At 69.9% G+C, this 24,560-nt stretch carries 18 protein-coding genes; 2 read left to right on the top strand and 16 right to left on the bottom strand.

Translation table 11 applies throughout. From position 1 onward, the window contains the following. Nucleotides 1-8: 8 nt before the first annotated feature. The 3 genes from ACFZBP_RS41860 to ACFZBP_RS41850 are packed head-to-tail and all read right to left on the bottom strand — an operon-like array spanning nucleotide 9 to nucleotide 4,584. Complete coding sequence (locus ACFZBP_RS41860; protein WP_391421094.1) at nucleotides 9-2,009, bottom strand: ABC transporter permease subunit; 2,001 nt, start codon at nucleotides 2,007-2,009, stop codon at nucleotides 9-11. Continuing rightward, entirely contained in the window at nucleotides 2,009-3,094 is a 1,086-nt protein-coding gene (locus ACFZBP_RS41855) for a betaine/proline/choline family ABC transporter ATP-binding protein (RefSeq protein WP_391421093.1), read from the bottom strand. Before ACFZBP_RS41855 ends, ACFZBP_RS41860 begins: the two co-directional genes overlap by 1 nt. A gap of 20 nt (nucleotides 3,095-3,114) precedes the next feature. Beyond that, complete coding sequence (locus ACFZBP_RS41850; protein WP_391421092.1) at nucleotides 3,115-4,584, bottom strand: aldehyde dehydrogenase family protein; 1,470 nt, start codon at nucleotides 4,582-4,584, stop codon at nucleotides 3,115-3,117. Nucleotides 4,585-4,803: 219 nt separating this feature from the next. On the opposite strand from ACFZBP_RS41850, the gene purU reads away from it, so the two are divergent. After that, nucleotides 4,804-5,676, top strand: coding sequence for a formyltetrahydrofolate deformylase (gene purU / locus ACFZBP_RS41845; protein WP_383460767.1), 873 nt, complete (start codon nucleotides 4,804-4,806; stop codon nucleotides 5,674-5,676). A gap of 161 nt (nucleotides 5,677-5,837) precedes the next feature. Here purU and ACFZBP_RS41840 read toward each other — a convergent pair whose 3' ends face one another. Together ACFZBP_RS41840 and betA are read right to left on the bottom strand one after the other, a co-directional pair. Next, complete coding sequence (locus ACFZBP_RS41840) at nucleotides 5,838-6,674, bottom strand: 5,10-methylenetetrahydrofolate reductase (protein ID WP_391421091.1); 837 nt, start codon at nucleotides 6,672-6,674, stop codon at nucleotides 5,838-5,840. 3 nt (nucleotides 6,675-6,677) lie between these two features. After that, nucleotides 6,678-8,348 carry a choline dehydrogenase gene (gene betA / locus ACFZBP_RS41835; RefSeq protein ID WP_391421090.1) on the bottom strand — a complete coding sequence of 557 codons (1,671 nt, stop codon included), beginning with the start codon at nucleotides 8,346-8,348 and terminating at the stop codon, nucleotides 6,678-6,680. A gap of 201 nt (nucleotides 8,349-8,549) precedes the next feature. Between betA and ACFZBP_RS41830 the strand changes: the two genes are divergently transcribed. Beyond that, complete coding sequence (locus tag ACFZBP_RS41830) at nucleotides 8,550-9,296, top strand: IclR family transcriptional regulator (protein WP_383460775.1); 747 nt, start codon at nucleotides 8,550-8,552, stop codon at nucleotides 9,294-9,296. 1 nt (nucleotide 9,297) lies between these two features. Here the strand turns inward: ACFZBP_RS41830 and ACFZBP_RS41825 are convergent, their stop codons facing one another. The 11 genes from ACFZBP_RS41825 to ACFZBP_RS41775 all read right to left on the bottom strand — a co-directional run bounded on the left by ACFZBP_RS41825 (nucleotide 9,298) and on the right by ACFZBP_RS41775 (nucleotide 24,404). After that, nucleotides 9,298-10,428 (bottom strand): SRPBCC family protein, encoded by a 1,131-nt coding sequence (locus ACFZBP_RS41825; protein ID WP_391421089.1) that lies wholly within the window; start codon nucleotides 10,426-10,428, stop codon nucleotides 9,298-9,300. 148 nt (nucleotides 10,429-10,576) lie between these two features. Next, nucleotides 10,577-11,740 (bottom strand): NAD(P)/FAD-dependent oxidoreductase, encoded by a 1,164-nt coding sequence (locus ACFZBP_RS41820; protein ID WP_383460780.1) that lies wholly within the window; start codon nucleotides 11,738-11,740, stop codon nucleotides 10,577-10,579. Then, complete coding sequence (locus ACFZBP_RS41815; RefSeq protein WP_383460782.1) at nucleotides 11,737-12,099, bottom strand: bifunctional 3-phenylpropionate/cinnamic acid dioxygenase ferredoxin subunit; 363 nt, start codon at nucleotides 12,097-12,099, stop codon at nucleotides 11,737-11,739. Before ACFZBP_RS41815 ends, ACFZBP_RS41820 begins: the two co-directional genes overlap by 4 nt. 217 nt (nucleotides 12,100-12,316) lie before the next feature. After that, nucleotides 12,317-12,946: an MBL fold metallo-hydrolase gene (locus ACFZBP_RS41810; protein ID WP_383460784.1), complete on the bottom strand. Its 630-nt coding sequence runs from the start codon at nucleotides 12,944-12,946 to the stop codon at nucleotides 12,317-12,319. Further along, nucleotides 12,946-14,031: an S-(hydroxymethyl)mycothiol dehydrogenase gene (locus ACFZBP_RS41805; protein WP_391421088.1), complete on the bottom strand. Its 1,086-nt coding sequence runs from the start codon at nucleotides 14,029-14,031 to the stop codon at nucleotides 12,946-12,948. The genes ACFZBP_RS41810 and ACFZBP_RS41805 overlap by 1 nt, the downstream gene beginning before the upstream one ends. Nucleotides 14,032-14,254: 223 nt before the next feature. Beyond that, on the bottom strand, nucleotides 14,255-16,015 hold the full coding sequence (locus tag ACFZBP_RS41800; RefSeq protein WP_391421087.1) for a BCCT family transporter: 1,761 nt from the start codon (nucleotides 16,013-16,015) through the stop codon (nucleotides 14,255-14,257). Between the two features lie 299 nt (nucleotides 16,016-16,314). Continuing rightward, nucleotides 16,315-17,385 (bottom strand): chorismate-binding protein, encoded by a 1,071-nt coding sequence (locus ACFZBP_RS41795; protein ID WP_391421086.1) that lies wholly within the window; start codon nucleotides 17,383-17,385, stop codon nucleotides 16,315-16,317. Then, on the bottom strand, nucleotides 17,378-19,693 hold the full coding sequence (locus ACFZBP_RS41790; protein WP_391421085.1) for an FdhF/YdeP family oxidoreductase: 2,316 nt from the start codon (nucleotides 19,691-19,693) through the stop codon (nucleotides 17,378-17,380). The genes ACFZBP_RS41795 and ACFZBP_RS41790 overlap by 8 nt, the downstream gene beginning before the upstream one ends. Nucleotides 19,694-20,174: 481 nt before the next feature. Further along, complete coding sequence (locus tag ACFZBP_RS41785; RefSeq protein WP_391421111.1) at nucleotides 20,175-21,941, bottom strand: ABC transporter permease subunit; 1,767 nt, start codon at nucleotides 21,939-21,941, stop codon at nucleotides 20,175-20,177. 15 nt (nucleotides 21,942-21,956) lie between these two features. Continuing rightward, complete coding sequence (locus ACFZBP_RS41780; RefSeq protein WP_391421084.1) at nucleotides 21,957-23,480, bottom strand: ABC transporter substrate-binding protein; 1,524 nt, start codon at nucleotides 23,478-23,480, stop codon at nucleotides 21,957-21,959. Nucleotides 23,481-23,669: 189 nt separating this feature from the next. Further along, the gene (locus ACFZBP_RS41775) at nucleotides 23,670-24,404 is read right to left on the bottom strand and encodes an SDR family oxidoreductase (protein WP_391421083.1); all 735 of its coding nucleotides are present in this window, start codon (nucleotides 24,402-24,404) and stop codon (nucleotides 23,670-23,672) included. Between the last annotated feature and the right edge of the window lie 156 nt (nucleotides 24,405-24,560).

The following is a 24,560-nucleotide window of genomic DNA, read 5'->3' as shown; positions in this document are numbered from 1 at the left end:
CGTGCTCCTTAAGCGGTGGCGCGGCGCGCCGCAGCCTGAGTGATCCGGTCGAACATGACTCCGAGAAGGACGATGGCCAGACCCGCGGCAAGCCCCTTCCCGTACAGCTCCCCCCGTGAGAATCCGGCCACGACGTCGTAGCCGAGGGCGCCCGCACCGACCAGGCCGCCCACAACAACCATCGACAGCACGTAGATCAGGCCCTGGTTGGTCGCAAGCGTCAGGGCACTGCGTGACATCGGCAGTTGAACCTTGGTGATGATCTGCCAGGTGTTGCACCCGGCAGAGGTCGCCGCCTCCACGGTGGTCTCGGGCACCGCCCGGATCCCGTCCGCGATGATCTTCATGGCGACCGGGGCCCCGTAGACGATCGCGGCGACGATGGCCGTGAAGCGGGTGGGGCCGAACAGCGCGAGGAACGGCACGAGGTAGACGAAGGGCGGCATGACCTGGGCGGCGTCCAGGGTGGGCCGGATCAGCCGGTCCACCATCATGCTCCGCCCCATCCACACCCCGAAGACGATGCCGAGCACCATCACCAGGACCGTTGCGACGAGCGTCGAGGCCATGGTGGTCATGGCGTCCGACCACAGACCGGTGCCGACCAGCAGGCCCACGCACGCGGCCGTGGTGACCCCGGACTTCCAGCCGCCGAGCACCACGCCCAGCGCCACCAGCACCGCGCCGACGAGCCACCACGGGGAGTCGGTGACCAGCGTCTGGAACGGGTTGAGCAGACCGTTGGTGATGACGTCACGGATGGCGTTGGTGACGCCCGAGACGCTGTCCTGCGCCCAGTTGGTCGCGCTGTCCGCCGCGCTCGCGATGTGGCTGCCGACCGTGCCGTCACCGGGGAAGTCGGCCGCCCACAGGTAGGCGTGCGACAGATAGACCAGGACCGCCGTGACGGCCGCACCGGCGCCCAGCAGCGGCCGCCGCCACTTCAGGAGGCGGTTCTTGGAGCGCCGCGCGTTCTCCTCGCGGGCGGCGGCCGCGGTGGTCACCCGGTCCAGGACGATCGCCATGACCACGATGGCGAGGCCCGCGTTGAAGGCCGTGCCGACGTCGAGCGACTGCAGCGCCTGCAGGACGACCACGCCGAGGCCCGGCGCGTTGATCAGGGCCGCGATGGTCACCATGGCCAGGGCGGCCATGATGGTCTGGTTGACGCCCATCACCACGGTCCGCTTCGACATCGGCAGCAGGACCTTCAGCAGCGACTGGCGGCGGGTGGCGCCGAGGGAGTCGGCCGCCTCGACCGTCGTCTTGGAGACGTTGCGGATGGCGTGCGCGGTGATGCGGATGGTCGGCGGGGCCGCGTAGATCGCGGTGGCGATGGTGGCGGAGGCGCCGCCGATGAGGAAGAACAGGGTCAGCGGTGCCAGGTAGACGAAGGTCGGCATCGTCTGCATGAAGTCCAGGAAGGGCGTGACGATCTGGTTGAACCGGTCCGACAGCCCGGCCCACACCCCGATCGGGATCGCGAACAGCAGCGCCACGAAGACGGCGGTGACGGTCAGCGCCAGGGTGTCCATGCTCTCCTGCCACAGGCCCTGAAGACCCAGGAAGGTGAAGCCGGCCACCGCCAGCAGGGCGACCCGCCAGTTGCCCACGGCCCAGGAGACATAACCGGCGATGCCGACGACTCCGAGCCAGCCGATCTGCGGCAGGGGCCGGTCGCCGGAGGGCTGGGAGATCAGCTCCTGGACGAAGGTCACCAGAGTGTCGATGACCAGGCGGATCTCGTTGAAGAAGTACAGGAAGAGCGGGTTGGAGTTGCGGTTGGCGCCGACGGAGTCGTTGACGTCGTTGAACCACCGGTGCAGGTCGGTCAGGTCCGCCGCCGCCAGGGCCAGGGTCTGTTTCCCGCGCAGCACCGCGAACAGCACCAGCCACAGGACGAGGATCGCGGCCACGATCACGGGCCGGCTCACCTTGCGCGCGCCCCGGACGCCAGCGGCGGGTTCCACCGGTTCCGTCGTGCCGGGTTTCTCCATGACGACGGTCATCAGGCGTCGCCTTCCCGCCCGGCGACCACCGCGAGGATCTCCTCGTCCCCGACGATGCCGAGCAGCTTGCCGTTCTCGACGACCTTGACCGGCTTGTCGGCGGCCAGGACGGCCCGGGTGGCCTCCTTCACCACGACGTCCGGGCCCAGCTCGGGACCGTCCAGCGGGTCGCCGTCCTCCGGCGGGCGCATGATCCAGCGCAGGGTCAGCACATCGCCGCGCGGCACGTCCTTGACGAACTCGCGGACGTAGTCGTCGGCGGGGGCGCCTACCAGCTCGTCGCCGGTGCCGCACTGGACCATCTGGCCGTCGCGCATGATGAGGATGCGGTCACCCAGCTTGAGCGCCTCGGACAGGTCGTGGGTGATGAACACCATGGTCTTGCCGACCTCGTGGTGCAGGCGGATGACCTCGCTCTGCATGTCCCTGCGGATCAGCGGGTCGAGCGCCGAAAAGGGTTCGTCGAAGAAGAGGACGTCGGGGTCGCCCGCCAACGCCCGTGCCAGGCCAACGCGTTGCTGCATACCGCCGGAGAGCTGGTCGGGGTAGGAGTTCTCGTAGCCGGCGAGGCCGACCAGGTCGACGACCTCCTGGGCCCGCCTGGTGCGTTCGGCGCGGGAGGCGCCGCGGATCTCCAGGCCGAAGCCGACGTTGTCCAGGACACGGCGATGGGGCAGCAGCCCGAAGTGCTGGAAGACCATGGAGAACTTGCGGCGCCGCAGGTCGCGCAGGCGCCCGGCGTCGGCCTGGCGGATGTCCTCGCCCTCGAAGACGATCTCCCCGGCGGTCGGTTCGATCAGCCGGGTCAGACAGCGCACCAGGGTGGACTTGCCCGAGCCGGACAGGCCCATCACGACGAAGACCTCGCCGGGCGAGACGTCGAAGGCGACGTCGCGTACGGCCGCGGTGCATCCGGCGCGGTCCATGAGCTCGCGGCGGGTCAGGCCACGCAGCTCCTCGGAGTCCGGTACCTGGCCGGCCTTGGGGCCGAACACCTTCCACAGCCTGCGTACGGAGATGACCGGAGTGGAGCCCGAGTCCTGGGGCGTGCCGCGCCGCTGCGGCACCTCGGTCTGTGTGGTCACGTTCGACCTCTTTTCGGCGTTCAGCCGCGGAACCAGCGTTGCGGCCGGGGTTGGATGTTCTGCCAGATGTGTTTGGGCTCTCGGTACTCGTTCAGACCGGTCGGTCCCAGTTCCCGGCCCACACCGGAGTGCCCGAAGCCACCCCATTCCGCCTGCGGCACATAGGGGTGGTAGTCGTTGATCCACACCGTGCCGTGGCGCAGCCGCCGGGCGACACGCTGCGCCTTGCCGGCGTCCTGGGTCCAGACGGCGCCGGCGAGTCCGTACTCGGTGTCGTTGGCGATGCGTACGGCGTCGTCCTCGTCGGTGAAGCGCTCCACGGTGAGCACGGGTCCGAAGGACTCCTCGTGGACGACGCGCATGTCCTGCCGGCACTCGTCGAGCACGGTCGGCGGGTAGTAGTGGCCGCTCGCCAGCGCGGGGTCGTCGGGCCGGGCACCGCCGCAGCGCAGTACGGCGCCCTCGGCAAGTCCGCCCGCGACGTACGCCTCGACCTTCGCCAGGTGCTGTGCGGAGATCAGCGGTCCGGTCTCGGCATCGGGGTCGAAAGGGCCGCCGAGCCGGATCTGCCGGGCGCGGCGGACCACCTCGTCGACGAAGGCGTCGTGCAGCGAGTCCTCGACGATCAGCCGGGCTCCCGCCGAGCAGACCTGACCGGAGTGCAGGAAGACGGCGGTGAGGGCGAAGTCCACGGCCGTCTCGAAGTCGGCGTCGGCGAAGACCACGTTGGGGTTCTTGCCACCGAGCTCCAGCGCCACCTTCTTCACACCCGCGGCGGCGGTGGCCATGATCCGCTTGCCGGTCTCCAGGCCCCCGGTGAAGGAGACCATGTCGACGGCCGGGTCCTCGGACAGCGGCGCGCCCACCTCGGGTCCGGTGCCCAGTACGAGGTTCGCGACGCCGGCCGGGAGTCCGGCCTCCTCCAGCGCCTTCATCAGCAGGATCGAGGTGGAGGGAGTGAGCTCGCTGGGCTTGAGGACGATCGTGTTGCCGGCGAGCAGCGCCGGGGCGACCTTCCAACTGGCTTGCAGCAGCGGGTAGTTCCAGGGCGTGATCAGCCCGCACACGCCGACCGGCTCATAGACGACCCGGCTCACGGCGTCGTCGCGGCCGGTGTCGATCACCCGGCCGGCGTCGGTGCCTCCGATGCCGCCGTAGTAGCGGAAGCAGGACACGACGTCGGCGATGTCGTACTCGCTCTCCACCAGCCGCTTGCCGGTGTCCAGGGACTCGGCGCGGGCGAATTCCTTGGCATCGCGCTCGATGAGGTCGGCGGTGCGCAGCAGCAGCGCGCCGCGCTCCCGCTCGGGGGTGCCCGCCCACTGCCCCGCGTCGAAGGCCCGCCGCGCCGCGGCGACCGCCGCCTCGGTGTCGGGGCGTGTGGCCTCCGAGACGGTCGCCGCGAGCGTGCCGTCAGCGGGGCACCGGATGTCCCGGTGACCGCCGGCCACCGGTTCCCGCCATTCGCCATCCACATACAGGTCTGCCACGCGACGAGCCTTTCAATGGAAATTCGTTGCGCATCGTGCACCCGATTGCTTGTGGTGGAACACAGTGTCGAATGAGCGGGACCGGCGTCAAGAGGTTGGCGAATGACGATTTCACCATGCACGCCGTTACCCGCCCACCCTTGACCGCGAGCGGTCTCGAGCCGACCATGTTGCGTATCGCTCACTATGTTGTGCATTACGCACCGACGGAGGCCGCACATGTCCCCCCGACCGCAACCTGGCCGTGAGTACGTCCTCACCCTCTCCTGTCCCGACAGCGCCGGACTGGTCCATGCCGTCAGCGGCTTTCTCGTCAGGAACTCCGGCAACATCCTGGAAAGCCAGCAGTTCGACGACCGACTCCAAGGTCGCTTCTTCATGAGGGTCCACTTCGACGTTTCCGACCCGAACGTCGACCTGGAGAATCTGCGTGCCCGGTTCGGACCCGTGGCCCAGGCCTACGGCTTCTCCTGGGCCCTCAACGAAGCGGCCACGCCGACCCGGACGCTGATCATGGTGTCCAAGTTCGGCCACTGCCTGAACGACCTGCTCTTCCGCCGGCGCACCGGCGCCCTCAACATCGAGATCCCCGCGATCGTCTCCAACCACCGGGACTTCGAGGGGCTCGCGGAGACCTACGGCGTCCCGTTCCACCACGTCCCGGTGACCAAGGACAACAAGCCCGAGGCCGAGGCGCGGCTGCTGGAACTGGTGCGTGAGCTGGACATCGACCTCGTGGTGCTGGCCCGCTACATGCAGATCCTCTCCGACGACCTGTGCAAGCAACTGGAAGGGCGCGCCATCAACATCCACCACTCCTTCCTCCCCAGCTTCAAGGGCGCCCGCCCGTACGACCAGGCCTACCAGCGCGGAGTGAAGCTCGTCGGCGCGACGGCGCACTATGTGACGTCGGACCTGGACGAGGGCCAGATCATCGAGCAGGACGTGGTCCGGGTGGACCACTCGCTCGACCCGGGCGAACTGGTCACCGTCGGGCGGGACGTGGAGGCCCAGGTGCTCGCGCACGCGGTGAAGTGGCACAGCGAGAGCCGCGTGATGGTGGACGGCAACCGCACGGTGGTCTTCCGCTGAAGCCGTATACGACAGGGGCGGGACCGGATTCCGGTCCCGCCCCTGTCGTATACGGCTCGGCAGCGCCCCCGAGGGGCGCGGGACTGTATCCACATGCGGCTACCGCCGCGCGGGCGCGAGCCGCCACGACGAGCCCGCAGACGACGGACACCCCTTCCGTCTCAGCCGCCCAACCGGTCAAGCACAGCGCGGCGCCACCGCTCCGTCTCGGCGATCTGGTTGAACGTGAACAGGTGCAGGCCGGCCACCCCGGCCGAGGGTGCCGTGAGGGCCTTCTCGGTACGGGACAGCAGTCGCTCGGGGGCATAGCCTCCGGGGGCCGCGAAACGTGCGAACCACGAGGCGTGCTTCGTGAGGAAGCGCGTCGACTCCCCCACCCCGATCTTCGTGGCCATCGCCAGCAGCTTCGCCCGCTGCACGGGCCCCGCGATGCCCACGTGGACCGGCAGGGTGACGTCCCGGCGCCGTATACGAACGAGCCACTCCCCCAGCACCCGCGGGTCGAAGCACAGGTTGCTCACGATGTACGTGGCGTGTTCGCGCTTGTCCCACATCGCCTGGATGGTGATGTCGTCGTGGATGAGCGGATGGCTCTCGGGGTATCCGGTGACCCCGACGCGGGCGAAGGGGCCACCCAGCTCGCTCAGTCCGCGCAGCACCGGAAGCGCCCCGTCGTAGGCGCCGGCGGGCGGGTCGGAGTCACCGGCCGGGACGAACACGTCGTCCACGCCCGCCGCCAGGAGCCGGCCCGTGACCTCTTTCAGGTGCACGTCGTCCCGCAGCAGCCGGGCCGGCATGTGCGGGACGACCCGGTAGCCGTGCGCGGCGAGCCGGGCGGCGAGGTCGAGGGTCGGCTCCAGGCCCTTGACCGGCGACGCCGTCACGGTGACGACGACGTCGCGCGGCACATGGGCGAGGACCTTGTCCTCGGTCGCCTTCGCGGGCAGCACCTCGTAGCGGACGCTCTGCAGCAGCGCCCTCAGCCCTGTCGCGCTCAACACCTACTCCGTCTGCTTCTGGACGTCACGATGGCGGTAGTACGCGGCCTTGGACGGCGCCAGCGGCTCCTTGCCGAGGATCAGGTCGGCGGCCTTCTCGGCGACCATCATCACCGGGGCGTAGATGTTGCCGTTGGTGACGTACGGCATCACCGACGCGTCGACCACACGCAGCCCCTCCACGCCGTGCACCCGCATGCTGTCGGGGTCGACGACGGACATCTCGTCGGTGCCCATCTTGCAGGTGCAGGACGGATGCAGGGCGGTCTCGCCGTCCTTGGCCACCCACGCGAGGATCTCCTCGTCGGTCTCCACCGACGGTCCGGGCGAGATCTCCCCGCCGTTGTAGGCAGCGAGCGCGGGCTGGTTGAGAAGCTTGCGGGCGACCCTGATCGCCTCGACCCACTCGCGGCGGTCCTGTTCGGTGGAGAGGTAGTTGAAGCGCAGTGCGGGGTGCTCGCGCGGGTCGCTGCTCCTGATCTTCACGGAGCCGATGGCATCGGAGTACATGGGGCCGACGTGCACCTGGTAGCCGTGGCCGCCGGCGGGCACGGAGCCGTCGTAGCGGACCGCGATGGGCAGGAAGTGGAACATCAGGTTGGGGTAGTCCACGTCCTCGTTGCTGCGCGCGAAGCCGCCGGCCTCGAAGTGGTTGGTGGCGGCCGGTCCCTTCCTGAACAGCCACTGCAGGCCGATGAAGGGGGCCCGCCACTTCGCCAGGTACGGCTGCATGGAGACGGGCTGCTTGCAGGCGTACTGGATGTACACCTCCAGATGGTCCTGCATGTTCTCGCCGACGCCGGGGAGGTCGTGGACGATGTCGATGCCGAGGGCACGCAGTTCGTCGGCGTTGCCGACGCCTGAGAGCTGGAGAAGTTGCGGGGAGTTGATGGCGCCGCCGCAGAGGATGACCTCCTTGGCGCGGACCTGCTGGAGCGGGCCCCGGCCGCGCTGGTACTCGACGCCGACGGCGCGCTTGCCCTCGAAGAGGACGCGGGTGACGAGGGTACGCGTCCGGACGGTGAGGTTGGGCCGCTTCATCGCGGGCTTGAGGTACGCCTTCGAGGCCGACAGCCGACGTCCGCGATGGACGTTGCGGTCGAACTTGGCGAAACCTTCCTGTCGATAGCCGTTGACGTCGTCGGTGGGCGCGTAACCCGCCTCCTCGGTGGCCTTCAGGAAGGCCCCGAACAACGGATTGGCCGCCGGACCGCGCTCGAGGACGAGGGGACCGTCGTGACCGCGGAACTCGTCGTCCGGGTCGGCCGCGAGGCAGGTCTCCATGCGCCGGAAGTACGGCAGACAGTGCGCGTAGTCCCAGGCGTCCATGCCCGGGTCGGCCGCCCAGCGCTCGTAGTCCATGGGGTTGCCGCGCTGGAAGATCATGCCGTTGATGCTGCTGGAGCCGCCCAGCACCTTGCCGCGGGCGTGGTAGACGCGCCGACCGCCCATGTGGGGTTCGGGCTCGGACTCGTACTTCCAGTCGTAGAACCGGCTGCCGATCGGGTAGGTCAGCGCCGCGGGCATGTGGATGAAGACATCCCACGGGTAGTCCGACCGGCCCGCCTCCAGTACCAGCACCCGGTTCGCCGGGTCCGCGGAGAGTCTGTTCGCCAGTGCACTGCCGGCGGAACCGCCGCCGACGATGACGAAGTCGTACTGCAAGGGAGCCATAGTGCCTCGTCTCGCTCGCGCCGTAGATGTGCGAGGCATGCTAGACCCGGTAGCGCCATACGCACCAGGTTGCGAACAACGCAACTTCCGGGCTTTCGTTTCAGCACGGTTACTTGCAGCTACGTTGTTTACTACGCGTATAGTTTCACTGTGAGCAACTACAGCCCTGACACAGAAACGTCAAACTCCCAAACCGGCGGTGTGCAGTCGGTCGACCGCGCCATCAGCGTCCTGGAGATCCTCGCTCAGCGTGGCGAGGCCGGCGTCAGCGAGGTGGCGGGTGAGATCGACGTGCACAAGTCCACCGCCTTCCGGCTGCTCGGCGCCCTGGAGGCGCGCGGTCTGGTGGAGCAGGCCGGTGAGCGCGGCAAGTACCGCCTCGGCTTCGGCATCGTCCGGCTGGCCGGCGCGGTCACGGGCCGTATCGACATCACCCAGCAGGGCCGCCCGGTGTGCGAGCGCCTCGCCGAGCAGCTCGGTGAGACCGTGAACATCGCCGTGATGCAGGAGCACTACGCGATCAACCTCTACCAGGTGCGCGGCCCCGGGGCGATCACCGCGCACAACTGGGTGGGCCAGCTCACCCCCCTGCACGCCACGTCCAGCGGCAAGATCCTGCTGGCGCACATGCCCGCCAAGGAGCGCGCCGCGCTGCTGGCCTCCGCCGGTATGCAGAAGGTCACCCCGCGCACCATCACCGCGAAGACCAAGCTCGAGAAGAACCTCGCCGAGACCAGGGAGCGGGGCTACTCCTTCACCCTCGAGGAGCTGGAGGTCGGTCTGCACGCGATGGCCGCCCCGGTGCGCGACCGGGACGGCGATGTGATCGCGGCGCTCAGCGCCTCCGGGCCCGGCTACCGGCTGACCGAGGAGCGCATGCACGAGCTGTCGCCGGTGCTGATCAAGGGCGCCGATGAGATCAGCCACCGCATGGGCTATCTGGGCTGAATCACCCCTGAGGGACGCCCAGGCGCTCGTTCACCCAGTCGTGGAAGGCGCCGATGTGGTGCTCGCTGGGCACGAGCACGCCCCCCTTGGCGTACATACGGGAGCTCATCCCGGGCTGCGTGCGCTCACAGGCGTCGAAGTCCTGCTGGTTGACCCGGTGGAAGAGTTCCACGGACCGGCTGACATCCTTGCCGCTCTCGACGACGTGCGGCAGATACAGCCAGTCACACTCCACGATCGTGCGGTCCACCGACACCGGGTACATCCGGTGGAAGATCACGTGGTCGGGGACGAGGTTGATGAAGACCTGCGGCCGGACGGTGATCGCGTAGTAGCGGCGGTCCTGGTCGTCGGCGACCCCGGGAATGCGGTCCAGCCCCTCGGATCCGTCCACGGTGAAGCCCCGGACGTCCGCACCGAACTCGGCGCCGTGACCGACGTAGTACTGCGCGGCGTAACCGTCCGCGAACTCCGGCAGGACCTCCGTGAGTTCGGGGTGGATCGTGGCGCAGTGGTAGCACTCCATGAAGTTCTCGATGATGAGCTTCCAGTTGGCCTTCACGTCGTAGGTGATACGACGGCCCACCTGGAGGTTCTCGATGCCGTAGCGCTCGATCGACTCGACGTCGCCGAGGCGGGCGACGATCTCACCGATGACCTCCTCCTCGAAGGAGGGCGGGTTCTCGGCCAGGCAGACCCACACATAGCCGAGCCATTCGCGCACGGCCACGTCGACCAGGCCGTACTCGGTGCGCCCGACGTCGGGCATCTTGGTGAGGTTGGGCGCGGCGACGAGCTTGCCGTTCAGGTCGTACGTCCAGGCGTGGTACGGGCATTGGAAGGCCCGCTTGACCTCCCCGGACTCCTCGGTGCACAGCTTGGCGCCGCGGTGCCGGCAGACATTGAAGTAGGCACGGATGCCGTTGTCCCGGGCCCGGGTGACGAGGATGCTCTCGCGGCCCACGTCCACGGTGCGGAAGGCGCCGGGCTTCGCCAGGTCGGAGGCGCGCGCCGCGCAGAACCACATGGTCTCGAAGATGCGCTCCTGCTCCTGGGCGAAGATCTCCGGATCCGTGTAGGAGGAGCCGGGAAGGGTGGCGATCAGGCTGTCCGGCAGACTGGTCGAGGTCACGGTGCACTCCTCGGGAGAACGTCGTGGAGGGGGCATTCACGCGCCGGGAAGAACGACTCCGGACGGCGTTGTGTATGGAGCAACGCTGCGTGCCATATGCAACCGCAGCATGGGATGCCGCTGGGGCGGTGTCAAGATGCGGGCGAGGTCAGGATGTGGTGGCGGCGAGCTGCTTGCGCCAGCGCATGAACAGTCGCGGCTGGTTCATCCCGAGCACGGCGACCGGGTCCCCGGCACGCCGGTAGACGGCCAGGACGTCGCGGTCGTCCGCGGCGCCCGCCTCGATGGTGACACTGTCGGCGCCGGCCGCGTGACCGGCGAACTGGATCTTCACGCCGTACTGGTCGGACCAGAAGTACGGCGGCCGGGGCACACCCGGTTCCACCGCGCCCCCCGCCAGCAACGTGGCCACCGCGACCTCGGGGCGTTCGCGCGCGCCGGTCCAGTGTTCGACGCGGCGGTGGAAGCCCGCGCGCGGGTCGTACCAGTTGGCGCAGTCACCGACCGCGACCACGCCGGCCAAGCTCGTGCGGCCGTCCGCGCCGCACTTGACGCCGTTGTCGAGAGCGATGCCGGAGCCTTCCAGCCACTCGACGTTCGGACGGGCGCCCACGCCGACCACGACGATGTCGGCGGGGATGCCGCGGCCGTCCTCCAGCAGGACGGCGTCGACCCGGGTCTCCCCGCTCAGCCCCTTGACCCCCACGCCGCACTCCACTCGTACGCCGTGGTCCGCGTGGAGGGCGGAGACGATGGCGCCCATGGTCTCGCCGAGCGATCCGGCGAGCGGCGTGGGAGCCGCCTCCACGACGGTGACGTCGAGCCCGAGCGCGTACGCGGTGGAGGCGACCTCGGCTCCGATGAAGCCTCCGCCGATCACCACCAGCCGTCCGCCGCGGGCCAGTTCGTCGCGCAGGGCGCGGGCGTCGTCCAGGGTGCGCAGGGTGTGCACCCCGGCCAGGCCCTCGGAGCCGGGGAGGGCGCGTGCCGCGGCGCCCGTCGCGATGACGACCCCGTCGGCCTGCACCTGACGTCCGTCACCGAGCCGGACGACACGCCGTGCGTGGTCGAGTCCGGTGGCGCGGACGCCGAGCAGCCACTCCGCCCTCAGGTCCTCGTCGTCCGTCTCCAGCGCGAGTTCGGCTTCGCCGAGGGTGCCGGCCAGGAACTCCTTGGACAACGGGGGCCTGTCGTACGGGCGGTGGAGCTCGTCCCCGACGACGACCAGCCGGCCGTCGTAGCCCTGCTTGCGCAGCGAGCGCGCCGCCGACAGGCCGGCCAGCGAGGCGCCGACCACGGCGACCGTCCTCACGCGGGACCTCCGGCGAGGCGGGCCGTGATGCAGGGCGGCAGGTTGGGCGCCTCGGTGGACAGACGGACGTAGATCATGCCGTCCTCGACGACGACCTCGTGCGTCCGGACCGGAAGCTTGGCCGGCGGGGCGTCGACCGAACCGGTCCTCAGGTCGAACTTCGAAGCATGCAGCGGGCATTCCACCTCGCAGCCCTCCAGCCAGCCGTCGGCGAGCGACGCGTCCTGGTGGGTGCAGGTGTCGTCGATGGCGAAGAGTTCGCCATCGTCGGTGTGGAACACCGAGACCGGCGGATCGATGTCGAGCCGGTGAGCCTCACCTCGCGGGAGATCCACGAGTCGGCACGCGGGAATCATCATGACACCTCGGGTGCGTATAGCGAAACGGATTGCGATAAGCGCAACGCCAGTCTGAGGTCGCCCAGAATGCTTGTCAAGGCATCCAGAGGCCACGAGGGATCGCTCATTTTGTTGCGCCACGAAGAACTCAACTCATATAGAACAACAACAGCCCGCCGTATCGGCTCACGATGACCGCGAGCCGGTACGGCGGGCGCACGAGGGCCGCCTGCGGGCGTCAGAAGCCTCGGTCGATCCACTCCTGGAGGTGCGGGGCCTCGGCGCCGACGGTGGTCGTGTCCCCGTGTCCGGTGTGCACGACGGTCTCCGCGGGCAGCGTGAGCAGCCGGTCCCGGATCGACTCGACGATGGTCGGGAAGTGGCTGTACGACCGTCCCGTCGCCCCCGGACCGCCGGCGAACAGCGTGTCGCCGCTGAAGAGCGCCGCGAGGGCCGGTGCGTACAGGCAGACCGCACCCGGGGCGTGACCGGGCGTGTGCAGCACGGTCAGTTCGATACCGGCCACCGAGACGCCCTGGCCGTCGGCCAGCTCGGCGTCCGGCGCCCGGTCGGGGTGGGTCTGCTTCCACAGCGGCAGGTCGTCCGGGTGGAGGAGGACCGGGGCACCCGTGCGTGCCGCGAGTTCGGGCGCGGCGTCGATGTGGTCGTTGTGGGCGTGCGTGCACACGATCGCGGTGAGGCGCCGGTCGCCGACCGCCCGGGCGATGGCGTCGGCGTCATGGGCGGCGTCGATGACGACGGCCTCGCGGTCGTCGCCGACGATCCAGACGTTGTTGTCGACATCCCAGGTGCCGCCGTCCAGCGAGAACGTCCCCGAGGTGACGAGGTGTTCGATGCGGGCGGCCATCAGAGGACCACCACCGAGCGCAGCACGTCGCCGTGGTGCATCCGCTCGAAGGCCTTCTCGACCTCGTCCAGCGCGATGGTCTCGGTGACGAAGGCGTCCAGGTCCAGTCGGCCCTGTAGGTAGAGGTCGATGAGCATCGGGAAGTCCCGGCTGGGGAGGCAGTCGCCGTACCAGGAGGACTTCAGCGAACCGCCCCGGCCGAAGACGTCCAGCAGCGGCAGTTCGAGCTTCATCTCCGGGGTGGGTACGCCGACCAGGACGACGGTGCCGGCCAGGTCGCGGGCGTAGAAGGCCTGCTTGTACGTCTCCGGGCGGCCGACCGCCTCGATGACGACGTCGGCGCCGTGGCCGCCGGTCAGCTCGCGGATCGCCTCGACCGCGTCGGACTCCTTGGAGTTGACGGTGTGGGTCGCGCCCAGCTTCGAGGCCGTCTCCAGCTTGCGGTCGTCGATGTCGACCGCGATGACCTTCGCCGCGCCCGCCAGGTTCGCCCCGGCGATCGCGGCGGCCCCGACACCGCCGCAGCCGATGACGGCGACCGAGTCGCCCCGGCCGACCTTGCCGGTGTTGATGGCCGCGCCGATGCCCGCCATCACGCCGCATCCCAGCAGCCCGGCCGCGGCCGGCGACGCGGCCGGGTCGACCTTCGTGCACTGTCCGGCCGCGACCAGCGTCTTCTCCGCGAAGGCGCCGATGCCCAGGGCCGGCGACAGCTCGGTGCCGTCCAGCAAGGTCATCTTCTGCTTGGCGTTGTGGGTGTTGAAGCAGTACCACGACTCCCCGCGCAGACAGGCACGGCACTGGCCGCACACCGCACGCCAGTTGAGGATCACGAAGTCGCCTGGTGCGACATCGGTGACCCCCTCCCCCACCGACTCCACGATGCCCGCGGCCTCATGACCCAGCAGGAACGGGAAGTCGTCGTTGATGCCGCCCTCGCGATAGTGCAGATCGGTGTGGCAGACCCCGCAGGCCTCGATCTTCACCAGCGCCTCACCCGGACCCGGGTCAGGCACGACGATCGTCTCCAGGCTGACGGGGGCGCCCTTGCCCCGCGCGACGACAGCACGGACCTGGTGCGTCATGGCCACTCCTCGGCTGGTTCGAGACTTGAAACTGATGTTGCTCATTACGGCACACATCTCACGTGTCGCAACACAGCATGGTTGAGCGCCGACCCGGGGTCAAGGAGCGCGACCAGGTTCCCTCAGCCGGGCGGGACCGCCGTCCGAGCAGCAAGAACGCCCGGCGGGGCCGTGGCCGACCAGGTCGGTGCCACGGCCCCGCCGGGCGAGGGGTCCTCCGGCGTCAGCGGGCGGCGGAGGACGGGGACCGCGTCGGTTGCGACGACTCCTGGGACTGCGCGTCCTCCGCGCCGTCGTTGCACGCGACGGGGCCGATGCGGAGTTCGAAGTCGCCGTCGTACTTCTCGTGGCCGGCGATGACGGCCGTTTCGATGGCCTCCTTGCCTATGCGCCCGCGGATGATGAGCGGGTCCTGGCGCAGATCGCGGGTGAGCGCGACACACAGGCCGACCATCACCAGGGTGAAGGGGGCCGCCGCCAGGATCGTGAGGTTCTGCAGTCCGGTGAGCGCGTCGCCCTTGCCGCCGCCGATGAGCAGCATGATCGCGGCGACCGCCCCGGTCAGCACGCCCCAGAAGATGACGACACCCCGGGTCGGTTCCAGGCATCCGCGCTGCGAGAGCGTGCCCATCACGATCGAGGCGGCGTCGGCGCCGGAGACGAAGAAGATCCCGACGAGGATCATCACGACCACGCTCGTCACCGTGGCGATCGGGTACTGCTGGAGCACGTCGAAGAGCTGGCCCTGAGCCGTCGAGGCGTCACTGAGGCGCTTCTCGTCCTGCAGATGCATCGCCGAGCCACCGAAGACGGCGAACCACAGCAGGCTGACGGTACTGGGGACCAGGATGACCCCGCCGACGAACTGCCGGATGGTCCGCCCCCGGCTGATGCGCGCGATGAACATGCCGACGAAGGGCGTCCAGGAGATCCACCAGGCCCAGTAGAAGACCGTCCAGCCGGCCAGCCAGTCGGCGACACCCTCACCGCTCGACGCCTCGGTACGCCCGACCATCTGGGCGAGGTCGCCGATGAAGGCGCCGATGGAGGTGGGCAGCAGGTCGAGGATGAAGATGGTCGGGCCGACGAGGAACACGAAGACCGCCAGCGACACCGCCAGCACCATGTTGATGTTGGACAGCCACTGGATGCCCTTCTCGATCCCGGACACCGCCGAGGCGACGAACGCCACGGTCAGCACCGCGATCACGGCGACCAGCAGACCGGTAGCGACCGACCCCAGCCAGCCCAGTCCGGTGAAGCCGCTGCCTATCTGAAGGGCGCCGAGCCCCAGGGAGGCCGCCGACCCGAAGAGGGTGGCGAAGATCGCGAGGATGTCGATCACCCGGCCACCCCACCCGTTCGCCCGCTTCTCGCCGATCAGCGGCGTGAACACGGCGCTGATCAGCTGTCGGCGCCCGCGCCGGAAGGTGCTGTAGGCGATGGCCAGTCCCACCACCGCGTACATCGCCCACGGGTGCAGCGTCCAGTGGAAGAGGGTGGTGGCCATGGCGGTCTCCATGGCCTGGTTGGCGTCGGCCGGGTCGGTGCCCGGCGGCGGCGTGACGAAGTGGGACAGCGGTTCGCTCACGCCGTAGAACATCAGGCCGATGCCCATGCCCGCGCTGAACATCATGGCGATCCACGAGACCGTGCGGAATTCGGGCTGCTCACCCTCCTCGCCCAGGGTGATCCGTCCGTAGCGGCTGATCGCCAGCCAGAGGGCGAAGATCACGAAGCCCGAGGCGGCGAGGACGAAGGCCCAGCCACCGTTGCGGATCGTCCCGTCCAGCAGCTTCCCGGACACGCTCTCCAGTGTGTCGGTCGCGGTGGCACCCCACAGGACGAAGGCGAGGGTGAGGGCCGCGGCGACACCGAAGACGATCAGGTCGGTCCGGGGGCCGGCGGACGCCGCGGGGGTCCCTGGCGGATCCGCTTCCACGGGATGGCTACGACTCCCATCCCTTTCGCGGGTTTTGTTCATCAACTCGTCCTTTCCACAGACGGCAGTGGAGTCTTTGTCGCGGACGACGACAGGGGAACTCGTCGGTGATTCCGCCAGACCGACCGGCACGCCGGAGCGGATGGGAGAACGACGAGAGAAGGGGAGGCGGAGCGGCCGCCATGGCGCGTCGTTGCGAATAATGCATCGGCATTCACTATGAGCAACAACCCTCTGGGCCCCGGTGAGGGCTGTCAAGGGGTCGGACGTGCTGAGTTGTCCGCCGCGACCGCACCGTCGCCACGGACTGCCGCGTGCGGCGACGCCGACCGGACGAGCCGTCAGCCGCCGGCGCGGGAGGGCATGCGCATACCGCGCCGGTACGCACCCGACGCCACCATGAGCAGCCGCCGCGCCTTCAGCCGGGTCTCGGCCCACTCGCGCTCGGGATCGGAGCCCCAGGTGATCCCGGCGCCGGTGCCGAAGGCCAGTGACGGCCCGTCAGACGCGATGCGGTCGATCCAGAACGTGCGGATGCCTACGGCGAGTCGACCCGTGCCGCGGTCGGCGTCGACCCATCCCACACCGCCGCAGTACGGGCCGCGGGGCGCGGTCTCCAGCGCCGTAATGATGCGCAGCGCACTGGACTTCGGGGCGCCCGTGACGGACCCGGGCGGGAAGGTGCCGGCGAGCAGCTCGGGCCATCCGGCGCCGTCCGCGAGTTCGCCGCGCACGGTGGAGACCAGGTGCACGAGACCTGGGTGTGCCTCGACGGCGCACAGCTCGGGGACGGTCACGGAGCCGGTGGCGCAGACGCGCCCCAGGTCGTTGCGGACCAGGTCCACGATCATGACGTTCTCGGCGTGGTCCTTGTCGAGGAGGTCCGCGGCGGTGCGCCCGGTGCCCTTGATGGGGCCGGACTCGACCGTACGGCCGTCCCGGCCGAGGTAGAGCTCGGGCGAGGCCGTGGCGATCTCCACGCCGTGCGCGGGGAGGCGCACGGTGCCGGCGTACGGCGCGGGGTTGCCGCGCGCCAGCAAGGCGGTGAGGGCGTCGACGTCGGCGCGCTCCGGGTCGGGCAGCGGCGCGGACAGGACGCGGCACAGGTTGGCCTGGTACACCTCGCCGGCCGCGATGTGCTCGCGGATGCGCCGGACCCCGGCCGTGTAGGCGGCCCGGTCCAGGGATGACGTCCAGGCGTCCGGGCCCGGCCCGCGCCACGCGCCGGGCTCGGCGGCGGGCACGGGCGCCCGGCGTACGTCCCCGAAGCGCGCGCAGACCAGGCGACCCTCGAAGTCGGCGACCACGGCCCAGAACCCGGTGGATTCCAGGGCCGCGGGATCGCTGGTCACGTCCCGGAGGTCGGTGGCGAGGAGGCCGCCGAAGCGGGCCAGCGGGGCGAGGTCAGGCACCGGACCGGGCGTCGGTGGAGGCGGGTTCCAGCCGGACGACGATGGACTTCGACGTCGGGGTGTTGCTGATGGCCGCCGTGGAGTCCAGGGGTACGAGGACGTTGGTCTCGGGGAAATAGGCGGCGCAGCAGCCCCGGGGGGTCGGGTACGGCACCGCCCGGAAGGCGTGCGCCCGGCGCTCCACACCGTCCCCGTACTCACTGACGATGTCGACGAGGTCCCCATCGGCCAGGCCTCGCTCGGTGAGGTCGTCGGGGTGCAGGAAGAGGACCCGGCGGCCCTGGTGGATGCCGCGGTAGCGGTCGTCCAGGCCGTAGATGGTGGTGTTGTACTGGTCGTGGGAGCGCAGCGTCTGCAGCAGCAGCCGGCCCGGCGGGACCTTGGGACTCTCCAGCAGGTTGACGGTGAAGTTGGCCAGGCCGGTGGCGGTCGTGAACCGGCGCTCGTCACGCGGCGGGTGGGGCAGGGCGAAACCGCCCGGCCGCCGCACCCGGGTGTTGAAGTCCTCGAAGCCGGGGATCACGCGCTCGATGCGGTCGCGGATGCGGTCGTAGTCCGATGCGAACTCCTCCCACGGCACCTGCGGTTCCGCCTCACCCAGGGTGGCCCGTGCCATCCGGCAGATGATCGCGACCTCGCTCAGCAGGTGCTCGGACGCCGGCGCGAGCCGCCCGCGCGAGAGGTGCACCATGCCCATGGAGTCCTCCACCGTGACCAGCTGGGGCCCGCTCGGCCGCAGGTCGGCCTCGGTCCGGCCGAGGCACGGGAGGATGAGGGCCTGCTCCCCGGCGATGACATGGGAGCGATTGAGCTTGGTCGAGATCTGGACGGTGAGACGGCAGTTGCGCAACGCCTGCTCGGTCAGGTCGGTGTCGGGGGCCGCGGCTGCGAAGTTGCCGCCCAGCGCGACGAAGACCTTCACGTCTCCGTCGCGCATGGCGCGGATGCTGTCGACCGCGTCGTGACCGTGGTGGCGCGGGGGCGTGAAGGCGAACTCGGCGCCGAGCCGGTCCAGGAAGGCGTCGTCCGGCTTCTCGTAGATGCCCATCGTGCGGTCGCCCTGCACGTTGGAGTGGCCGCGCACCGGGCACAGGCCGGCGCCCGGGCGGCCGATGTTGCCGCGCAGCAGAAGGAAGTTCACGACGTCCCGGATGGTGGGCACGGAGTGCTTGTGCTGGGTGAGTCCCATCGCCCAGCAGACGACGATCTTCTCGGCGGCCAGCACCTGGCGGAACGCGGCCCGGATCTCCTCCTCGGGCAGCCCGGTGGCCTCAAGGATCTCGTCCCACGACGCCTTGCGGGCCTGCTCGGCGAACTCCTCGAAGCCGTGCGTGTGCCGGTCGATGAAGTCGGTGTCCAGGCAGGTGCCGGGCGCCTCGTCCTCCGCCTCCAGCAGCATGCGGTTGAAGGCCTGGAAGAGTGCCTGGTCACCGCCCAGCCTGATCTGCAGGAACTGGTCCGCCAGCTTGGTGCCGCCGCCGATCACGCCCGATGGCTTCTGGGGGTTCTTGAACCTGAGCAGCCCGGCCTCGGGCAGGGGGTTGACCGCGATCACGCGAGCACCCCGCTGCTTGGCCTCCTCCAGGGCGGAGAGCATGCGGGGGTGGTTGGTGCCGGGGTTCTGGCCGACCACGAGGATGAGGTCGGCCTCGTGGAGATCCTTCAGGCTGACGCTGCCCTTGCCGATGCCGATGGTCTCCACCAGGGCCGAACCGCTGGACTCATGGCACATGTTGGAGCAGTCCGGCAGGTTGTTGGTGCCGAGGCCGCGGACGAAGAGCTGATAGAGGAACGCCGCCTCGTTGCTCGCCCGTCCGGAGGTGTAGAAGGCGGCCTGGTCCGGGTGGTCGAGGGCGGCGAGTTCGCGGGCGATCACGGCGAACGCGTCGTCCCAGGAGATCGGACGGTAGCGGTCGGTGCCGGCCGCGCGGTACATCGGGTGGGTGAGACGTCCTCGCCGGCCGAGCCAGTAGTCGCTGCGCGGGAGCAGATCCTCCAGGGTGTGCTCGGCGAAGAAGTCCGGGGTGACCCTGCGCACGGTGGCCTCCTCGGCCACGGCCTTGGCGCCGTTCTCGCAGAACTCGGCCCTGTGCCGGTGTTCCGGTTCGGGCCAGGCGCAGCCGGGGCAGTCGAAGCCCTCCTTCTGATTGACCCGCAGCAGGGTGAGCAGGCTGCGACGAGCCCCCATCTGTTCGCCGGCGTGCCGCAGCGAGGAGGTGACCGCAGGGATGCCCGCGGCGTGATCCTTCGGGGGGCCGACCCGCAGTCGGGCGTCGCCGGGGTCCTCGGCAGGTGGCTTGCGAGTCATATGTAGCGCTACTCCGCGATGTGGGGAACCAGATCAGAACCACGACCGTCAAGATGTTGCACACTGAGCAACCATACCGCAATATGCAACACGATCCGGTCGTGAACAGGGAAGCCTCACGACGGCCCGCTGTCAAGACCGAGCCGCCTTGAGGAGGTGCACGATGAGACCACCCCCGCGGGCCCCGGCAAGAGGCTCGGTCCTGGGCACGGGAACATCCCCGCAGGCGCGCGGGTGGCGCCAGGGCAGCACCAGGGACAGGCACCCGGGCCTCAGTTCGTGTCAGGGCGTGCTCGAAGAGTTCCCGGGACCTGAGTCAACGTGGGCGTCCTCAATCACAACGCCGCGTGCAGCCGCCGTCGCTCCGCCCCCGGGCTGCCTCCATCTCATCGCGGTTCGCTGAGCCATTCACCGAGGAGGTCCGGCGAGGGCGCCGGCAGGCTCATGCTGGGCAGCGCGGTGGTGGTGACGGTCGCGGGCGTTATCGCCTCCGGACGGACGCGGGGCCGCGCGCAGTCACGGCGTCCGTGCCGTTGAGGGCGAGGACGGAGAGAAGGACGAGTGCGCAGGCCGGGCCGAGTACGGTCCAGGGCGCCAGCTCGACATACGGCTGGTTCTCCGAGAGCAGACGGCCCCATTCGGCGGTGGGCGGCTGTTCACCCAGACCGAGGAAGCCCAGGGAGGCCAGGACGAGGACGGTGGTGGGCAGGCGCAGAAGGGCGTTGCGCAGGACAGGGGGCAGCACGGCGGGGAGCAGGTGGTAGCGGAGCAGGTATCCGGGGCCGGCGCCGAAGGAGAGGGAGGCGAGCATGTGGCCACTCGCTCGCTCCTGTTCGAGCAGGGCGGCGGCCTGTGCGGCGTAGGGGGTCCAGCCGACCAGGCAAACGGCGAGGGCGGCACCCGAGGCCGACGGGCCGGTCACCGCGGTGGTCAGCAGTCCGGCGAGGACCGCCGGCATCGTCGACACCACTTCCGTGAGTCCCGCGCCGACCTGCGCCGTCATGCCGACCACCAGCCCGATGAGCGTGCACACCGCGGTGACCACGAGGGCCACACCCACCGTGCGCAGCGCGCCGTGGCCGAGGCGGGCGAGCAGATCGCGGCCGAGCGCATCCGTGCCCAATGGGTTGGTGGCTGAAGGCGGGAGCAGTCGGGCCGCGGTGTCCACATGGAGGGGGTCGCGGAGCAGTCCGGCGGTGACCAGCGCGAGCAGGGCCAGGGCGCAGGCCATCGCAGCCCAGCGGGTGAAGCGCCCTTGCGAGGCGGCCGGTGTGTGCAGGGCGGGCAGGGCACCGTCCCGCAGGGCCGGGCCGAGCAGCGCGCGACGCAGGGCCTGGATGAGGAGGCCGGCGACGACGCCGAGCAGGATGAGGGTGAGGGTCGCGGTCTGCAGGGGTGGCAGGTCCTGGGCGATGGCGGCGTCCAGGGCGAGGCGGCCGAGGCCGGGAATGTTGAAGATCTTCTCCACCGCGACGGCACCGCCGACCAACCCCACGACGGTCGGCAGGAGTTGCGGAAGCACCCCGGCCAGCGCGCGGCGCAGGGCGTGCCGGGCGACGCGGCCGGGCGCGAAGCCATAGGCGTACCAGGTCCTGGCCCATGGCTCGTTGAAGGCGGCGGGCAGCGACTGGTCGAGCAGACCGCCGATCATCGCCCCGGACGGAACCCCGAGGGCGAGCGAGGGCAGCACCATCGACGCCGGTCCCTCCCACCCGCTGGACGGGAACCAGCCCAGCCAGACCCCGCAGACGGTGGCGAGGAGCGAGGCGAGCAGGAACTTGGGCAGCGCGGCGAGGACGGCGACCCCGATGGCCCCTGTCCCCCGGTGCAGCCGCCGGGAGCCGAGATACAGGGTGCGGGCGCTGACCAGCGCGGCGACCACGATCGTGACGGCGAGCGCCCCGAGCATCAGCGTGACGGAGACCGCGAAGGCGTTCGTCACCTGGGGCAACACCGCCTCACCCGACACCCAGGAAGTGCCCACGTCGCCCCGCGGCAGCCCGCCCAGCCAGTGTGCGAGATGCGCGAACGGCCCCTCGTCGAGCCCCACTTGCTCCCGAACGGCGGCCAGCTGCTCCGGAGTCGGATCCTGGTCGGCGGAACGGGCCCGCAGGACCGTCAGCGCGGGGTCGTTGCCGGACAGCCAGGGCAGCATGGCCACGGCCGCCAGCAGCGCGGCCCCGGCGGCGAGGCGGCCGAGACCCGCGCGCCACCGGGACGGGCCGGCATCGGTACCGGCCGCCGACATGACGCTCATCGGCCGCTACTTCAGGTGGGTGTCGACGTCGATCAGGGAGCGCTCGCGCGGGTCGAGGAGCACGCCCTCGACCCTCGTGGCGATGCCCTGGACGACCTTCTCGTGGACGAGCGGCACGACGGCGTCGGTGCGCAGGATCTGCGCCTCGGCGGCCATGGACTTCTGCTGCCGCTTCGTCGTGTCGCCTTCCTCCGCGGCGGACTTGACGGCCTGGTCCACCTTGGGGTCCTTCAGCCGGGCGATGTTGTACACACCGTCGCTCGTGTAGTCGCTCGCCAGGTACGCGACCGCGTCACCGGTGTCGAGGAGGGTGACCCGGGAGAAGACGAGGGCGTCGTACTTGCCTGCGAGGAGGTCGGCCTCCATCTGCGTGTACTCGCGTACGTCCTGCTTCACGGTGAACCCGGCCTTCTCCAACTGCTGCTGCAGCACGGTGGCGGCCTCGGGCAGTTCCGCGCGGTTGGTGTAGGTGGCCAGGCGCAGGGTCTTGCCCTTCGTCGCGGCCTTGACCTGTGCCGTGGTCGCGGCCTTGGCGCGGCCGGTGACCTCGACGCGCTTGCCGGCCGCCCAGGACACGGCGGGCCCGAACAGGCCCTGCGCGGGGTCGGCGTACCCACCGAAGACCGAGTCGACGAGTGCGGAGCCGTCGACGGCCTCACGAGCCGCCGCGCGCAGCGCCGGATCGGTGAACAGGCCGTCGCCGGTGTTGAGGACCAGGCTGTCGGTCCGTACGGACGGCACCTCGTGACGGGTCTTCACGTCCAACAGATTCGCCTGGGCCGTGGGGATCCACTCGGCGATGTCCACTTCACCGCCACGCAGGGCGTTGGCGCGGGCGGTGCCGTCGGCTATCCAGGTGACGTCGATGCCGGAAGCCTTGGCCTTGCCGCCCCAGTAGCCGTCGTAACGGTCGAGGGCGGCCTTGGACTTGCCGGTGAGCTTGGTGATCCTGAACGGGCCCGTCCCGGTGCCGACCGGGCTGACGGTGCCGTCCTTGCCGTACGCCTTTGCCGCGAGGACGGCCAGCGCCGGGCTGGCCAGGCGCAGCGGGAGCACCGGGTCGGCGGCCTTGGTGCTGATCGTGACGGTGTCGGCGTCGTCGGCCTTCGCGGTGAGGGTGACATCGCTGAGGACGCGGGGCTTGGGCTCGGCGGCGCCCGCGTGGTCGAGGGCGTTGACCACGGACTCGGCGGTCACCTGCGTGCCGTCCTGGAAGGTGGCCTTGCGCAACTCGAAGGTCCAGGTCGTGGGGTTGACCTGCTTCCAGGACTCCGCCAGCCCGGGCGCGGCGGCACCGTTCTTGTCCAGGGCGGTGAGCCCTTCGGCCACGGAGACCTTGCTCAGCACGGTGGCGTCGTTGCTGTACGGCGACAACGCCTGCACCGGCGGCACCGCGAGCGCGATCCTCAGCCGCCCGGCCGACCGGCCTTCCGCACCCGGACCCGAGCCCGATTCACTCGCCACGAAGCATCCGGCCAGCAGCGGGGTGAGCGCAAGCGTCATGAGGAGACCGCGGGAGGTCGTACGCATGGGTGTCCTGTCGTGCGAGAGGGGTGGTCTGGATCCCTGCACGTCAGAGAGGACGAGAGGAACTCAGCCAGCATATAAGGCAAGCCTAACTTGATCTACCTCGGTAAGTGAATTCTCAACGAATGAGATCGAGTACGTGGTCACGCCCTCCGCGCCGGATGGCTTTGTCGATCGCCCTCGCCGTAGGGCTCAGAACGCCGTGTAGCCTCCGTCCACGGGCAGGACGGCACCGGTGACATACGACGACTCCGGGCAGGCGAGGAAGAGAACCGCGTCGGCGACCTCGTTGGGTGTGGCGAGCCTGCGGAGCGGGATGGACTCCTCTCTGACGCGCTGGTAGGCAGCAGGGTCGGGGCGTCGCTGGAACGAGGCCTCGATGATCGGCGTCATGGTCAGCCCGGGCGCCACCACGTTGACGCGGACACCCCGGGGCGCCCATTCGATGGCGGCGCCGCGGGCGAGCGCGATGAGGCCGCCCTTGGCGGCGGAGTACAAGGTCTGGTTCGGCATGCCGACCATGCCGAGGCGAGAGCTGACGCACACCATCGACCCTCCGGAGCGGGGAGCGAGCGGCATCAGGTGCTTCATCACCAGGAAGGCGCTCAGCAGGTTGCTGTGGAGCAGGTCGCGTGCGTCATCGGCCGTCGTCTCCGAGAGCGGGCCGGACTTCTGAAGTCCGTGGCAGAGGACGACCACTCCCACGTCACCGAAGCGATCTGCCGCTCTGGCGGCGAGTTCGCCGACGAAGGCCTCGTCGTTGAGGTCGCCCGGGAGGTAGAGATCATCCGGGTGACTCTCGGGCAGCTCGGGTCGCCGTCCGGTGAGCAGCAGGTTGGCGCCCTCTCGGCGGAAGTGGGAGGCCACCGCCTGGCCGATGCCGCTCGATGCCCCGGTGATCACAGCGTTCACGTCCTGCAGTCTCATTTTCGCTCCTCTTCAGTCGCTGACGGGCCGGCACCGGTGTCCTCGGCCGTCAGGGCAGTACCTGGCCGCTGCCGGCGACGACTTCCGGGCGGAGCAGGTCGGCGAGGGTCTCGGCGGGCAACAGGCCCTTCTCCAGGACGAGTTCGGCCACGCCCC

This window comes from Streptomyces sp. NPDC008086, from assembly GCF_042957325.1.
Taxonomy (GTDB): Bacteria; Actinomycetota; Actinomycetes; order Streptomycetales; family Streptomycetaceae; genus Streptomyces.
This window is presented reverse-complemented; position numbering and strand designations above follow the sequence as displayed.

Bases quoted from the DNA above. Each gene is read 5' to 3' on its own strand.
- ACFZBP_RS41860 (WP_391421094.1), bottom strand. From the start codon at position 2,009: ATGACCGTCGTCATGGAGAAACCCGGCACGACGGAACCGGTGGAACCC.
- purU (WP_383460767.1), top strand. From the start codon at position 4,804: ATGTCCCCCCGACCGCAACCTGGCCGTGAGTACGTCCTCACCCTCTCC.
- betA (WP_391421090.1), bottom strand. From the start codon at position 8,348: ATGGCTCCCTTGCAGTACGACTTCGTCATCGTCGGCGGCGGTTCCGCC.
- ACFZBP_RS41815 (WP_383460782.1), bottom strand. From the start codon at position 12,099: ATGATGATTCCCGCGTGCCGACTCGTGGATCTCCCGCGAGGTGAGGCT.
- ACFZBP_RS41810 (WP_383460784.1), bottom strand. From the start codon at position 12,946: ATGGCCGCCCGCATCGAACACCTCGTCACCTCGGGGACGTTCTCGCTG.
- ACFZBP_RS41805 (WP_391421088.1), bottom strand. From the start codon at position 14,031: ATGACGCACCAGGTCCGTGCTGTCGTCGCGCGGGGCAAGGGCGCCCCC.
- ACFZBP_RS41800 (WP_391421087.1), bottom strand. From the start codon at position 16,015: ATGAACAAAACCCGCGAAAGGGATGGGAGTCGTAGCCATCCCGTGGAA.
- ACFZBP_RS41790 (WP_391421085.1), bottom strand. From the start codon at position 19,693: ATGACTCGCAAGCCACCTGCCGAGGACCCCGGCGACGCCCGACTGCGG.
- ACFZBP_RS41785 (WP_391421111.1), bottom strand. From the start codon at position 21,941: ATGTCGGCGGCCGGTACCGATGCCGGCCCGTCCCGGTGGCGCGCGGGT.
- ACFZBP_RS41780 (WP_391421084.1), bottom strand. From the start codon at position 23,480: ATGCGTACGACCTCCCGCGGTCTCCTCATGACGCTTGCGCTCACCCCG.
- ACFZBP_RS41775 (WP_391421083.1), bottom strand. From the start codon at position 24,404: ATGAGACTGCAGGACGTGAACGCTGTGATCACCGGGGCATCGAGCGGC.